Source organism: Paraburkholderia strydomiana (assembly GCF_046030495.1).
Lineage (GTDB): Bacteria > Pseudomonadota > Gammaproteobacteria > Burkholderiales > Burkholderiaceae > Paraburkholderia > Paraburkholderia strydomiana_A.
Genome location: NZ_JAQQCJ010000012.1, coordinates 135,118 through 147,790 on the forward strand (window position 1 = coordinate 135,118; position 12,673 = coordinate 147,790).

At 63.9% G+C, this 12,673-nt stretch carries 14 protein-coding genes and 1 tRNA gene; 5 read left to right on the top strand and 10 right to left on the bottom strand.

Features of this window, described 5'->3' with window-relative positions; translation table 11 throughout:
- The first annotated feature begins 128 nt into the window (after nt 1–128).
- Nucleotides 129–1,754, top strand: coding sequence for a Ppx/GppA phosphatase family protein (locus PQQ53_RS17800; RefSeq protein ID WP_408146233.1), 1,626 nt, complete (start codon nt 129–131; stop codon nt 1,752–1,754).
- Nucleotides 1,755–1,866: 112 nt separating this feature from the next.
- On the opposite strand, the gene PQQ53_RS17805 is transcribed toward PQQ53_RS17800, so the two are convergent.
- The 5 genes from PQQ53_RS17805 to PQQ53_RS17825 all read right to left on the bottom strand — a co-directional run bounded on the left by PQQ53_RS17805 (nt 1,867) and on the right by PQQ53_RS17825 (nt 4,683).
- Entirely contained in the window at nt 1,867–2,679 is an 813-nt protein-coding gene (locus PQQ53_RS17805) for a GNAT family N-acetyltransferase (RefSeq protein WP_408146234.1), read from the bottom strand.
- 200 nt (nt 2,680–2,879) lie between these two features.
- The gene (gene sixA / locus PQQ53_RS17810) at nt 2,880–3,338 is read right to left on the bottom strand and encodes a phosphohistidine phosphatase SixA (RefSeq protein ID WP_408146236.1); all 459 of its coding nucleotides are present in this window, start codon (nt 3,336–3,338) and stop codon (nt 2,880–2,882) included.
- A gap of 295 nt (nt 3,339–3,633) precedes the next feature.
- A tRNA-Pro gene (locus PQQ53_RS17815) sits at nt 3,634–3,710 on the bottom strand.
- Nucleotides 3,711–3,804: 94 nt separating this feature from the next.
- Nucleotides 3,805–3,963, bottom strand: a complete 159-nt coding sequence (locus PQQ53_RS17820; protein WP_091792618.1) for a DUF3309 family protein — start codon at nt 3,961–3,963, stop codon at nt 3,805–3,807.
- Between the two features lie 540 nt (nt 3,964–4,503).
- Entirely contained in the window at nt 4,504–4,683 is a 180-nt protein-coding gene (locus tag PQQ53_RS17825) for a hypothetical protein (protein WP_408146239.1), read from the bottom strand.
- Nucleotides 4,684–4,853: 170 nt separating this feature from the next.
- Here PQQ53_RS17825 and PQQ53_RS17830 point away from each other — a divergent pair, with 170 nt between their 5' ends.
- On the top strand, nt 4,854–5,021 hold the full coding sequence (locus PQQ53_RS17830; protein WP_408146241.1) for a hypothetical protein: 168 nt from the start codon (nt 4,854–4,856) through the stop codon (nt 5,019–5,021).
- Between the two features lie 377 nt (nt 5,022–5,398).
- On the opposite strand, the gene PQQ53_RS17835 is transcribed toward PQQ53_RS17830, so the two are convergent.
- Together PQQ53_RS17835 and PQQ53_RS17840 are read right to left on the bottom strand one after the other, a co-directional pair.
- Nucleotides 5,399–6,760, bottom strand: coding sequence for an MATE family efflux transporter (locus PQQ53_RS17835; RefSeq protein WP_408325094.1), 1,362 nt, complete (start codon nt 6,758–6,760; stop codon nt 5,399–5,401).
- The gene (locus PQQ53_RS17840) at nt 6,757–7,074 is read right to left on the bottom strand and encodes a DUF2288 domain-containing protein (protein ID WP_408325096.1); all 318 of its coding nucleotides are present in this window, start codon (nt 7,072–7,074) and stop codon (nt 6,757–6,759) included. The genes PQQ53_RS17835 and PQQ53_RS17840 overlap by 4 nt, the downstream gene beginning before the upstream one ends.
- A 109-nt stretch (nt 7,075–7,183) precedes the next feature.
- Here PQQ53_RS17840 and PQQ53_RS17845 point away from each other — a divergent pair, with 109 nt between their 5' ends.
- Together PQQ53_RS17845 and PQQ53_RS17850 are read left to right on the top strand one after the other, a co-directional pair.
- Entirely contained in the window at nt 7,184–7,918 is a 735-nt protein-coding gene (locus PQQ53_RS17845) for a pentapeptide repeat-containing protein (protein ID WP_408146246.1), read from the top strand.
- 539 nt (nt 7,919–8,457) lie between these two features.
- Nucleotides 8,458–8,712 (top strand): hypothetical protein, encoded by a 255-nt coding sequence (locus tag PQQ53_RS17850; RefSeq protein WP_408146248.1) that lies wholly within the window; start codon nt 8,458–8,460, stop codon nt 8,710–8,712.
- Nucleotides 8,713–8,748: 36 nt separating this feature from the next.
- Here PQQ53_RS17850 and PQQ53_RS17855 read toward each other — a convergent pair whose 3' ends face one another.
- The 3 genes from PQQ53_RS17855 to PQQ53_RS17865 all read right to left on the bottom strand — a co-directional run bounded on the left by PQQ53_RS17855 (nt 8,749) and on the right by PQQ53_RS17865 (nt 11,151).
- Nucleotides 8,749–9,075, bottom strand: a complete 327-nt coding sequence (locus tag PQQ53_RS17855; RefSeq protein WP_408146250.1) for a hypothetical protein — start codon at nt 9,073–9,075, stop codon at nt 8,749–8,751.
- A 201-nt stretch (nt 9,076–9,276) separates the two neighbouring features.
- A complete protein-coding gene (locus tag PQQ53_RS17860; RefSeq protein ID WP_408325098.1) occupies nt 9,277–9,987 on the bottom strand; it encodes a peptidoglycan DD-metalloendopeptidase family protein in 711 nt (236 codons plus the stop codon).
- A 255-nt stretch (nt 9,988–10,242) separates the two neighbouring features.
- Nucleotides 10,243–11,151 carry an aldose epimerase family protein gene (locus PQQ53_RS17865; protein WP_408146253.1) on the bottom strand — a complete coding sequence of 303 codons (909 nt, stop codon included), beginning with the start codon at nt 11,149–11,151 and terminating at the stop codon, nt 10,243–10,245.
- 626 nt (nt 11,152–11,777) lie between these two features.
- On the opposite strand from PQQ53_RS17865, the gene PQQ53_RS17870 reads away from it, so the two are divergent.
- Complete coding sequence (locus tag PQQ53_RS17870; RefSeq protein ID WP_408146254.1) at nt 11,778–12,608, top strand: undecaprenyl-diphosphate phosphatase; 831 nt, start codon at nt 11,778–11,780, stop codon at nt 12,606–12,608.
- Nucleotides 12,609–12,673 lie beyond the last annotated feature (65 nt).

The window sequence follows — 12,673 nt, forward strand, 5'->3', positions numbered from 1 at the left end:
TATGACATTCTCGATTTTTTGATTCTACGCCCGATTCGTTGCGTGTCGTCAATATGACGCAGTGTATATGGGACCATGGGGCACCCCCATCTCTGCGAGGTGACACCGTGAGGCCCCATACGCTTAGAATGGCGTCTTTGAACAGCGCGGCCGGACATCGGGCGTCGCGAGCAGCGGGCGGTCCCGCCACGCCCGCCGCGCTTACCGCCGCCGCGCTTGCGCGCATGGAGTCTGCATACCCGATGGTCAATACGCCACAACTTCTTGCCGCCGTCGATCTCGGTTCGAATAGCTTCAGGCTGATCGTCGGCCGGGTCGAGGAAACCGACGCGGGCAGCCAGATCTATCAGGTCGACGCGTTGCGCGAGCCGGTGCGTCTTGCTGCCGGTCTGTCGCGAGACAAGATGCTCGATCGCGCGTCGCAGGTGCGCGGCTGGGACGCGCTCAAGCGTTTCGGCGAACGGCTGCGCGACTTCCATCCCGATCACGTGCGCGCGGTCGCCACCAATACATTGCGCATCGCCAAGAACGCCGGCGAGTTTCTCGGCGAGGCGCAGGCCGCATTGGGCTTCCCGATCGAAGTGATCGCGGGGCGCGAGGAAGCGCGTCTGATTTACGCGGGCGCTGCACACTCTGTGCCGGCCAGTCCGGGCAAGCGGCTGGTGGTCGATATCGGCGGCGGCTCGACGGAATTCATCATCGGGTCGCACTACACGCCGATCAAGATGGAGAGCTTGTATATCGGCTGCGTGAGCCATAGCCGCGCGTTTTTCCCGGCCGGCAACGTCGACGAATACACGATGCGTCAGGCCGAACTCGCCGCCGGCCGCGAAATCCAGATCATTTCCGCCGAGTACAAGAAGACCGGCTGGGAACAGGCGATCGGTTCGTCGGGCACGGCGCGCGCGTTGGCGGAACTGGTCGAAGCGAATAATTTCAACGATCCGGGCGTCACGCACGGCATCTCGCGCGGCGGGCTCGAACGGCTCAAGCGCGCGTTGATCAAGGCGGAGAATGTCAACCGGCTGAAGCTGGTCGCGTTGAAGGGCGACCGCATTCCGGTGTTGGCCGGCGGCCTGTCGATCATGATCGCGGTATTCGACGAACTCGGCGTCGATTACGTCGACACCACCGACGGCGCACTGCGCCTCGGCGTGATGTACGACCTGCTGGGCCGCTCGCAGCACGAAGACATGCGCACGGTGACGGTGGAAGGCTTCATGCGCCGCTATGGCGTGGATCGTGCGCAGGCGGGGCGCATCGGCGATCTGTCGGTGAGCTTTTACGACCAGTTCGCGGAGCCCGACGAAGAGCGTCGCGTGGAAAACCGCATGTTCATCGGCTGGGCGGCGGCGCTGCATGAAATCGGGTTGTCGATTTCGCACAGCGCCTACCACAAGCATTCGGCCTACATCGCCAGCAATGCGGACATGCCCGGCTTCTCGCGCACCGACCAGGCGCGGCTCGCCGCGCTCGTGCTCGGTCATGCGGGCAAACTCGGCAAGCTGTCGCAAACGCGCGAGGTGGAGTGGCCGCTGCTGTTCTGTCTGCGGCTCGCGGCATTGCTGTGCCGCCGGCGGGCGGATGTCGGTTTGCCGGGGATCACGGTCGCACGGGCCAATGGCGGCTACGAAGTGCGCTTGCCGAACGAATGGGTAGCCAACAATCCGCTGACCGACTACAGCCTGATCCAGGAAGCCGCGGAATGGGAGAAAGTCGGCATTCCGTATCGCGTCGTCTATACGGACGAGTGATAGGCGCTTCGCCGCCCGCTTGTGACGTGCATCGTGATGCGTTCGTGAACGCATCAAAGAAAAAGCCCGGCGACCACCGCCGGGCTTTTTGCGTCAATCACGCCATGCGCACCTAGCGCGGCAACACATCGCCGAGGAAGTGACGTGCATAACGCGCATTGATGTCGGACAAACGGAACAGCGTCAGAAAGTCCGCCGTGTTGAAGTCGGGGTCCCATGCGGGCGCACCGCAAATCTTCGCGCCCAGACGCAGATAACCCTTCACGAGCGGCGGCGGCGCCACTTCGGCGCCCGTCTGCAATTCGTCGACCGGCAGCGGCGTATGCGCGAATGCGCGGTATTCCGGCGCCGTCAGCGCGCTCTCGCGCAGCGAGCAATACAGGTTCGCCGCGTAGTGGCCGCCGTCGACCATCGCGACGCTCGCGCAGCCGAGCATCGTCTCGTAGCCGTTGTGCTTCATGTACGCGGCGAGCCCGGCCCACAGCGACATGATCACCGAGCCGCTGCGATAGTCGGGATGCACGCACGAGCGGCCCACTTCGACCATCTTCGCGCGCAGGTGCGTCAGGCGCGACACGTCGAATTCACTCTCCGCATACAGGCGGCCGATGCGCGCGGCCTGGTGCGGCGGCAATGCGCGATAGGTGCCGACCACTTTCAGCGTGTCGAGATCGCGCACCAGCAGATGATCGCAGTAGGCGTCGAACGCATCGACGTCGAGACCCGCTGGGCCCGTCAAACGTGCGCCCATCTCGTCGGCGAACACACGGTAGCGCAGACGCTGCGCTTCGCGCAGTTCTTCGTCGGTGCGTGCCCATGTGACTTGCAGCCGATGCTGCGCGGTGACCGTTTCCTCGGCGCGCGGGAGGCGGCGCGTTTCGAAGATCGAAGCGAGGGGCAGGGTGGGCGTCGGCAGTTCTCGCATTGGGGGTCCTGGTCGAAAAAAGGAAGATTTCTTTTTTCGCCAATGTAGTAACGCCTGGTGACGCTCGCATGGCAAAGCCATGACGATTGGATGACTGGCCGTAAGCCGCGTGCGCGCGGGTTGTAATGTCGGGCGTCGTGCGCGCGCATGATGGATGCGCGCGAACTGTGTACTGCCGAAGGTCTTTTATGCGCGTCGGCTCAGACCAGATCGGGAGTGATGGCGGCACGCAACACGGCCTGTTCGCCGCTGTCGCGCTCGCGGCTCGCGATCCACCACACGCCGGCTTTCTTCAGCGGCCAGCTTGCGCTGCTGTCGCCGAGCAACTGCGCCGCGACGTGGCCGAGCGTCGGTTGATGCCCGACGATCACTACTGTCTGCGCGATGCCTTTGGGCCAGCCAGCGGCGTCGAGCACGTCGGCCGCGCTGGCGTTCGGTGCGAGCTCACGCACCACGCGATACTGGTCGCTGAGCGTCTCGGCGGTCTGGATGGTGCGCACCGCGGGACTCGCGAGCACGACGGCGTCGGCGGGCAGGCGGGTACGCAGCCACTTGGCGACGATTTGCGCCTGCTTGCGGCCGCGCGTGGTGAGCGCGCGGGCAAGATCGCCGGCGGCGAATTCTTCGGCTTCGGCGTGACGCCAGAGAATCAGGTCCATGCGTGTCTCCTTGACGCTGGTTGCGGTGCGCTTGTAGCCGCCGTAGTTGCGGCTGTGTTTGCGGCTGTGTTTGCGGCTGTGTTTGCGGCGATAGGCAGCGTTGGCTTTTTATTCATCGTCAATCACTGTCGCATGCGGGACGGGTGGTTCGCAAGGCGAGGAGGATCGCGCTTGTGTTCTTCCATTCGCGCGACGCATCTCGAACGCGCGAGCGCAAAAGTGAAAACGCAAAGTTAGAGCCCAAAAGCAAAAACCCGCGAAGCCGAAGGCTACGCGGGTTTCGTATTGCTTTTCGTGGTCGGAGCGAAAGGATTCGAACCTTCGACCCTCTGATCCCAAATCAGATGCGCTACCAGGCTGCGCTACGCTCCGACGAATCCGAGATTCTACGTGGCATTGGGTGCCAGAGTCAACCATGAATTGCGTCGGACTGAAAAGGGCGTTCAAGGGCGCGTGTTTCTGTGCGTTATATGCGTCCCATCAGCAGCAACACGATCACGATGATCAGCACGACGCCGACCAGTCCGGTCGGCCGGTAACCCCAGCCGCTGCTGTACGGCCAGCTCGGCAACGCGCCGATCAGCAGCAGGATGAGCACGATCAGCAGGATGGTTCCAATGGTCATTTGAGTTCTCCCTGTCCGGCCCTCGGATGACTGGGCCGCATCGTCGGTTGGTTCGGCGCATGCGCGCCGGGACGTTGACGCGCATCGTGCGCGTGCCTGGCAAGGTCATGCTCAGCAAGGCATGTGCCTATGAGGTGGCAATGAATTGGACAATGGGCGAGGCGGGCGCGCGAATGCAAGGGCTAACGCGACAAGGTGAGGAGGTTGTGACGACGAGGAAAAAGCCGCACACGTAGTGCGTATTCGAAGCGTGACTGCGTGAGGAGAGCGCAGGTGCCGCGCAGCGGCGCTCGCGTGGTGCTGTATCGACAAGCGGGTCAATCAACACGCGTTGAAACGGAGCATACGATTGTCGGCGGCGCGGCGCTTCCTGCGGCGCAACGCGCCCCATCAGCCGATTTTTTCAGGCTGTTTGCATCACCACGAGAACGACGACCGGTTATTTCCACGACCTGGCCAACGCCGATCCGACCACGCCAATACGATGGATCAACCAGTCAATCGCTCACCGTGCAAGTCCGGCAAACCCCCGCGTCACGCTCAATGCCGCGGACGTCTCCAATGCGGCATGTGCAGGTGCTGATGAGTCAGCCAGTGGTGCAGCATCCCTTCGCCGTCGTGTTCGCGCCTATACGTTCTCGATTCGAAAATCGACAAGGCAAGCAGCACGATCAGGCCTATGGCAAGTCCGACCAGACCCGCGATCGCTTCAGCGTCCATGACAGTCTCCTCTCACAAGCGGCCACGATTTCATAGTAGATCACGCATCGCGAAATGACAGGGGCGGTAAGCGTGCCGCGGCGTCGCGTATCGTACTTTGCGGTTAGACTCACGGCGCTCCGGTGGTCGCGTGGCCGCCGATATCTGCTATGTCTGGAGAGTCGACTACTATGTTCCGCGTTCCGATAATTGCCTTGCTGCTGTTCGCCGGTCTTGCCGGCTGTGCGGACAATCCGTCCGGCCGCCACCAGGGCCCGCCGCAAGATCCCGCCGACTATCACGGCGTACCCACCGATACGCGCCCGCCGTCGATGGTGCCGGCTCCAGCTGCGCCTTGAGGAGGGCGCGGGCGTCCATTGGAATAGGAGGCGAAGCGCCGGCGCGGGCACGCCGGTGCTTCTGACCCGCGCAGACTGTTCGCGCGGAGAGCGCGGGCTGAGATGATTCTAGGACGAGCATCGCCAGCGATATGTATGCGCTTGTTTCAAGCCGTAACGGGGTACCGCAATGCGAAATGAATAGCGCAATGGATCGCGCTCGAGTGGGCGGTAGGCCGTGTGAATCGCCTACTTCGGGTGCCTTGTCGACATACGGTGGGAAAAATCGCACCGCCACGAAAGCATCCCTATTCCACTCACAGGCGTCCAACGCGCCACGTGATGCGAGCGCAAGCACGCATGCGTGGCGTATCCGAATTTTGCCCGGGCGATGACGCTCACGCCGCAGCGCCCCCCGCGCCACGCACGACACCCGGCAAGTACCGCGCAAGCGTGATGCCGCGTGCGGCCATGAAGATCATCATCGCGGCCCATAGACCGTGATTGCCGTGCAGCGCCAGCAACGCCGACGACACCGCCACAAATACCGCCAGCGATACGATCATCGACACCATCAGTTCGCGCGTGCGGGTCGCGCCGATGAACACGCCGTCGAGCAGAAAGCCCCACACGGAGACCACTGGCGAGAGCGCGGCCCACGGCAGATAGGTTTCGGCGGCAACGCGCACCGCGGCCTGATCGGTCAGACGTTCGACGATCCACGCGCCCGCCCCCCAGTACACCAGCGCAAAACACAGCGCGCCGAGCGCGGACCACAGCGCGGTGACCTTGACCGCCTGCGCGAACGCGTGCCGGTCGCGTGCGCCGATGGCCGCGCCGACGAGCGCCTCGGCGGCATGCGCGAAGCCGTCGAGTCCATAGGCCATGAAGGTCTGGAAATTGAGCAGCAGCGCATTGGCGGCGAGGGTCGCGTCGCCTTGCCGCGCACCGAGATGCGCAAACCAGCCGAACGACGACAGCAGGCACAGCGTGCGCACGAAGATGTCGCGGTTGAGCACGACCAGACGCTTGAGCGCCGCCGTGTCGAACAACGCGGCGCGGTTCAGCGCGGGCAGGCCGCGCGGTCGGCCATGCCAGAGCAGCGCGGCGCCGAGCACGAAGCCGAGCGCGTCGGCGGTGGCGGTGGCCGCGCCGATGCCGGCCACGCCCCAGTCGAAGCCGTACACGTAGAGGAGCACTGCGGCAATGTTCACACTGTTGATGAACACCTGCGACAGCAGCGCGAGCCGCACCCGCTGCGTGCCGAGCAGCCAGCCGAGCACCACGTAGTTGCCGAGCGCGAGCGGCGCGGCCCAGATCCGCGCATGGCTGTAAAGCCGCGCGTGCCGCTGCACCGCGTCACTGCCGCCGAGCGCGCGCAGCGCGTAATCGATCAACGGGAGTTGCAGCGCCAGCACCGCCGCGCCGATGGCGAGCGCCATCAGCAGCGCGCGAATGACGGTGTTGCGCAATTCGGCGTGATCGCCCGCGCCGTGCGCCTGCGCGACGAGCCCGGTGGTGCCCATGCGCAGGAAGCCGAAGCCCCAGAACACGAAGTTGAAGAACAGGCCGCCGAGCGCGACGCCGCCGAGATATGACGCGCCTTCCAGATGGCCGGCGACGGCGGTGTCGACCGCGCCGAGAATCGGCTGAGTCAGGTTGGCAAGGACGATCGGAAACGCGAGCGCCAGCACCCGGCGATGCCAGCGCACTGGAACAGCGGACGCGGGCGCATCGGCGCCGCGTGCGGCTTCGCTCAAGTGCGTTCCTGCACGCACACCCATGGCGACACCACGACCGCCCACAGGTCGGGGTCGCGCGCGGCGAAATCGGCGGCGGTGTCCGCCTGCACGCGCTCGACGAGGCCGGCCGACAGCCATTGCGTGACCTGGGCGGTGTCGTCGCCGGCGATCGCTTCGGCGACGCTCACCAGATCGAGGTCGCGTGCGACGCGCAGCAGCATGCCGCGTGCGAAAAAGCGTTCGAGTTCGGTCCAGCCGATCTTTGCGGTTTCGGCGAGCAGCTTGGCGTACAGCGGGCTGTGGGTGCTGTGGGTGGCGTCGTTGGAAGTCATCGTAAGCGGGTTCTGACGGGGCCGTTACTATAAACCATCGGCGCGAACCGCCAGGGCGGGGCGCGTTCCGGTACGCTTGGGGTCTTTCGAAAATCGATTCTGAACCTTCATGTCACTGGATTCAACGACGCCCGCCGCGGGCGCGCAAAGCGGCGCCGTGAGCGACGCCACGCTCACCCGCGCCGACGTGGAGCGCCTGCTTGCCGCGCGCCCCGCCGATGCCGGCCACCCCGTGCCGCTTCACTTCACCGATTGCGATTTCGAGGGTGCCGATCTGTCGCGACTCGATCTGCGCGGTGCGGAATTTCATCGCTGCACGATCGCGGAGACTTCGTTTTTCGGCGCGGCGCTCTCGCATACCCGTTGGGTCCGTTGCCGTGGGCGTGAGGCGGATTTCGGCTCGGCCGATCTGGTCGACGCCGCGTTTCAGTCGAGCGATCTGAACAACACCGGCTGGCGGCGCGCGAAGCTCGCGTCGGCGTCGTTTCGCGGCTGCAAGCTGACCGGCGCGAATTTCGAGGCTTGCACGGCGTTGGGCTTGAGCTTTGCCGAAACCCTGCTGGTGGGCGCGCATCTGCGCGGCCTGTCGTTTCGCAAGGCGACGCTGCAGCAACTCGATTTTTCCGATGCCGACCTCGCCGGCGTCGATTTCCGCGAGGCGGTTTTCGATGGCGGCAGCCTGAAGGATGCTCATCTGAAGGGCGCACGTTTCGACGGAGCGGACCTGCGCGAGGCGGATCTCAGCGGCATGCGGCTCGTCGATGCCGCCCTTTTCAAAGGCGCGACGATTTCACATCAGCAGGCCGCGGTGCTCGTCACCGAACTGGGCTTGCGAGTGATGTGAGTTGCGGTTTTGGTCCGGCCGGATTCGGTGATCCGGCCACGCCAAACGATTGCGTGCCGGTATTCGTCATTTGAATGACTAAATCAGAAGGCCGTTTGAATTGAGATCGAAATTGGTCGGTTGATTTGATACTATTGTTATTCCGCTATCCGCGAATTTTCTCGAGAACAAATAAAACGGTTAATTCGGAAGTGATTATTCGTTAATCCATGGGTTTGGTGCGTTGGCGCACCAAGATTACGCAAATCATTAAGCGTCGGTTTAAGGCTGAACTGGTTAGTTAAAATCGGCCAGTGGCCTTTCATCAGGCCATTGGCGCGAATTTTTCCAGAGCCTTGTTTTGTGCGGTTCGCGGCAGTATTTAGTGTTTCGGCGCGCGGCTTCGATTATGTCAGCCGTCGAAGCGTGCGGCGGTTTTAGCCGGTTTAATCCCGACAATTTCTGTTCCCGGCGCGCGGATTCCGTACGCCGCGTCACATTGATTGCGAAATTAATCCATTGCGCTTGTAAATGGGGGTTGTTACATTTCGTTCTGGCGCATGGTGAACCGGTCCTTTGCCGATATGCGCCGAACCCCCGTTAGCCCGGCCTCGTGCCGGGCTTTTTTTCTCAGCAGACCGGCACGGGTCACGGCGGATTCATACGCGCAATGGATCATTAAAGATTATCTTTTCATTGCGCCGGCCATGACCTGGTTGATCATTTTTCTCGGCGTCTGGCCGATCGCGCTTAGCATGCTGTTTCGCTTTGCCGCGCGTATCGATCCACGCTCCGGGCGCTGGCGCCGCCGCTAACTCGGGGCGCGGCAGTTCGTATGCCGCTGCCGCTTTTTATTGCTTGCAGCGAACCACCATCGACCGGTTCTTCACGTTCGCGCCGAAAATGCCGCCGACCGAGCCGCCCGAGGTCGCCCCGTTGTCGACATCTTTCGACACGACGTCGTAGCCATAATTGCCACAAACTTCGCCCGCCTGCTTGTAGCACTCGGCCCAGCTGGAGCTCGCGTCGCTGCCGCTGCAGTTGATGGCGAAGCCGGTGTCGCCGCTCGGCAGGTAAGTCATGGTGGTGGTGCTGGAGCAGCCGCCGAGGCTGCCCAACGTCAGCAGGCCGAGACCGACCGCTGCGGCCGTCACGACGGACGCCAATGCGCTCTTCATTGCAGATTCCTTACAGATAACGGAGAAAGACGCGGCGCGAGGCCGGGCCTTTCTGGATTGAGCGCTTTATAGCACGCCAGGTTCCCACGCTCCTGCGGCAGGGCGCATACCCGGCGCGGCACGGGCGTGCGGAACAGCTGCCCACACGAACATCGAAGCACGCGGCTGGGACGCTGAATACGCGTGGCGCTTCGCATGCGTTCAGCGCGGCGGCAACGCCTGCGACGGGTCGATCGAACGGCCCTGATAGCGCAGCTCGAAATGCAGCATCACACGGTCGGTATCGGTGTCGCCCATCTCGGCGATTTTCTGGCCGCGCTTGACCGATTCGCCTTCCTTGACGAGCAGCACGCGGTTGTGCGCGTAGGCGGTCAGGTACTCAGAATCGTGTTTGAGGATCAGCAGATTGCCATAACCGCGCAAGCCGTTGCCCGCATACACCACCGTACCGGACGCCGCGGCGACCACGGGCGTACCCGCTGCCGCCGAGATGTCGATGCCCTTCGAATTGGCGCCGTTAAAGCGCCGTATCACCGTGCCGTCGGCCGGCCACACCAGCGAGATCGTCGACGCCGGCGCGGCGGGCGGCGCGCTTTCCGCCGGCGCGGGGCGCGGCGCCGCCGACGCGCTGCCATTGCCGCTGCTGCGCACCGCACCGCTCGTCGATGCCGCGCCGCCCGGCGGTGCGACGCGCAGCACCTGGCCGACCTCGATGCTGTCCGGATTGGTCAGGTTGTTCCAGCGTGCGATGCTTTGCACCGACTGCCGGTTACTGCGCGCGATCCTGGACAGCGTATCGCCCCGTTCGACCCGATAAAAACCTGGCCCCACCGGCGCCGACCCGCACGCGGCGAGCACTGCCAGCAACGACGCGCAGGCGAGTCGTTTCATCATTCTTGTTGTTCCCAGCATTGGACCTCGCAAAGCGCTGCCGCGCGCCGATCCCGATCACGTGGCAGGTAGATGCAAAGCGTCCGATTCTAACGGTTTTGCACTGCAGCATCCAAAAACGGGACGGCAGGGCGAAGTTGCGAGGTACGCCACGCGGCGCGCAATGCCGCGCGGGGCGGCCAGCCCGGCCGCGAAGACCATCGGCAGAGGTTTGCGAAAACATCGTCAAGGCCGGTGCAGAAAGTCGCTGCAAAAGCCTCGGCGAGGTCCCGGCTCTCAAGCCGTCTTTTCGACGCTGATGCGCAGCGCCGCCGTCTCGGTTTGTCCCGGTTCGAGCCAGCGCAATCCCATACCGTTGTGGATCGCGTCCGGCAGACCCAGCCACGGTTCCACACAGTAGAAATCCGACTCGGCGGCTTCGGTCCATGTCGTGACCGCGTACCAGGGCACGGAGCCCGGCCGTTGCAGATCGATCGTGACGACCCGTTCGAGGCCCGGCGCGACGAGCCGCACCGGCCGATCCGGCGCGCCGACGAGGCAATGGAAGCGATCGTGGATGCGCGCTTCGTCGAGCGTGTAGCGCGCTTCGCCCGGCTCGGCGGCGCTGATCGAGCCGTCGGCCTGCTGGTGGCGCCGCTCGGTGCGCGGCAGCTCGATCGTGGTTTCACCGCGCTGCGCGTGCGGCAGCGTGAAGTAGAAGTGATGACCGGCGTAGTAGGGCAGGCGCGCGTCGCCGGTATTGGTGGTGGTGAACGTGACGTCCAGCGTGCGCGCATCGACGAGGCTATACGCCGCCTCGAAACGAAAGCCGAACGGATAGCCGCCGCGGGTCGCTGCGCTGTCGCGCAGGACGAGGCGCAGACCGGCGCCATGCACGTCGGCGTGCGCTTCGAACGGAAGGTCGCGGGCGAAACCGTGCATCGGCAGCTCGCGCACGGTGCCGTTGGCGTCGCGCCAGAAGCCGATCTCGCCATCGACGCGATGCCGGCCGAGAAACGGAAAGAGCAACGGATTGCCGCCGCGAATCCGCGCCGGCTGGCTCCAGTCGGCGTGCTCGGGCCAATGGATCACCTCTTCGCCATCGATCGTCCATGACAGCAGACGACCGCCGGCTTGCGGTGAAAAGCGGAGCACAGAGGCGTCCTGGGCGATCTCGAGAATGTCCTGTTGCGGGGAAAGCGGCATGGTCGATGAGCTGGTGAGTGAGGGTTGAGGGAGGTGCGAAGGGCGCGCGGGCATATTTCGCTGCGGCCCACGCTGTGGGCGTCCGGCACCACGCGAGAGAAGGATTTTGCTCTGCTTTGCGCTACGGGGAAACCCTTCTGGGGAAATTGCGGGTGTCGGAAAAAGGCGATCCCTAACGATAATTCGTCTGACTGCCCGGTACTCCGGCTACCGGGCGAGATGGGCTCAGGAGGCGTTATGGATCTCGCAATGGCAATGGGTTTGGCTTTGTTCGGCATGTTCGCGGCAAGCACTTTCTATTTCTTTCACAAGCTCGAACGCTGATTGCGGCATTGTTCTGCGCGTAGCCGGCCGCTCAGCTCGGACCTCGCGCGGGACCTGATTCAGGCCCTCTCTTGAGGGCATCACTCTCTGCGATGAACCTGGGGCCGCTTTCGGCAGCCCGTTTCTTTGCCGCGGCGTAACAACGGTTTCCAGTTGTGACGCAGCGCATCAATATTTCCCCGAATGTGACTCGGACGCTTGGCGCTGACATTCCAGCCAGGCATAATCGGTGCGATTTTGTTCGCCCGATTTCCCTTTCGCGGCGTGCATTTACCTCACATTTTCCTTACAAGGACCGCCGCGTGAACCTGTCGTTTCTGATTTTTCTGAGCGTGCTGCAGGGCGTCACCGAACTGTTCCCGGTGAGTAGCCTCGGCCATACGCTGCTCGTGCCCGCACTGTTCGGCATCCATATCGACAAGCATGCGCCGCAGTTGCTGCCGTTCCTCGTCGCGCTGCACCTCGGCACCGCGTTCGCCCTGCTGTGGTATTTCCGCAAGCGCTGGTGCGCGCTGGTGCGCGGCTTCTTCGCGTCGTTCGGCGGCCGCCGTAACGACGACGCGCACATGATGTGGGCGCTGATCATCGGCACGATTCCGGCGGGGCTGGTCGGGCTGCTGCTCGAAAAACGCCTCGAGCGGATTTTTCACGACCTGCGTATCGTCGCGATCGCGCTGATCGTCAACGGCGTGCTGCTGTGGTTCGGGGATCGCCTGCAACGTACGCGCGCGCATCAGTCGCCGGAAAAGCTGACGTTTCGCCAGGCGTTCTTTGTCGGCCTCGCGCAGATCGGCGCGCTGATTCCGGGTTTCTCGCGCAGCGGCCTGACGATGATCGCCGGCAATGCGGCCGGCCTGACCACGGAGAAGGCGGCCGAGTTCTCGTTCCTGCTCGGCACGCCGATTATCTTCGCCGCCGGCGTGCTGGAATTGCCGAAGCTGTTCCATGCACCGGGCCAACTCGCGGACGCGCTGCTGGGTGGCGTGCTGACCGCGATCGCCGCGTATCTCAGCGTGCGTTTCCTGATGCGCTATTTCGAAGGCCGTGGACGCCTGGCGTCGTTCGGCGTGTACTGCGTGATCGCGGGGGTCGTGTTCCTCGGCTGGTTTGCGCTGCATCCGCAACCAGTCTGAACGCATTCGGCGTGGCCGCCGCACGCGCGCGCGGGGAGTGATCGGTTATAATCCGGGCCCGGCTC

Coding starts and splice junctions, on each gene's coding strand:
- PQQ53_RS17800 (WP_408146233.1), top strand. CDS start 129: ATGGCGTCTTTGAACAGCGCGGCCGGACATCGGGCGTCGCGAGCAGCG.
- PQQ53_RS17805 (WP_408146234.1), bottom strand. CDS start 2,679: ATGCGAGAACTGCCGACGCCCACCCTGCCCCTCGCTTCGATCTTCGAA.
- sixA (WP_408146236.1), bottom strand. CDS start 3,338: ATGGACCTGATTCTCTGGCGTCACGCCGAAGCCGAAGAATTCGCCGCC.
- PQQ53_RS17820 (WP_091792618.1), bottom strand. CDS start 3,963: ATGACCATTGGAACCATCCTGCTGATCGTGCTCATCCTGCTGCTGATC.
- PQQ53_RS17825 (WP_408146239.1), bottom strand. CDS start 4,683: ATGGACGCTGAAGCGATCGCGGGTCTGGTCGGACTTGCCATAGGCCTG.
- PQQ53_RS17830 (WP_408146241.1), top strand. CDS start 4,854: ATGTTCCGCGTTCCGATAATTGCCTTGCTGCTGTTCGCCGGTCTTGCC.
- PQQ53_RS17840 (WP_408325096.1), bottom strand. CDS start 7,074: ATGACTTCCAACGACGCCACCCACAGCACCCACAGCCCGCTGTACGCC.
- PQQ53_RS17845 (WP_408146246.1), top strand. CDS start 7,184: ATGTCACTGGATTCAACGACGCCCGCCGCGGGCGCGCAAAGCGGCGCC.
- PQQ53_RS17850 (WP_408146248.1), top strand. CDS start 8,458: ATGGTGAACCGGTCCTTTGCCGATATGCGCCGAACCCCCGTTAGCCCG.
- PQQ53_RS17855 (WP_408146250.1), bottom strand. CDS start 9,075: ATGAAGAGCGCATTGGCGTCCGTCGTGACGGCCGCAGCGGTCGGTCTC.
- PQQ53_RS17860 (WP_408325098.1), bottom strand. CDS start 9,987: ATGCTGGGAACAACAAGAATGATGAAACGACTCGCCTGCGCGTCGTTG.
- PQQ53_RS17865 (WP_408146253.1), bottom strand. CDS start 11,151: ATGCCGCTTTCCCCGCAACAGGACATTCTCGAGATCGCCCAGGACGCC.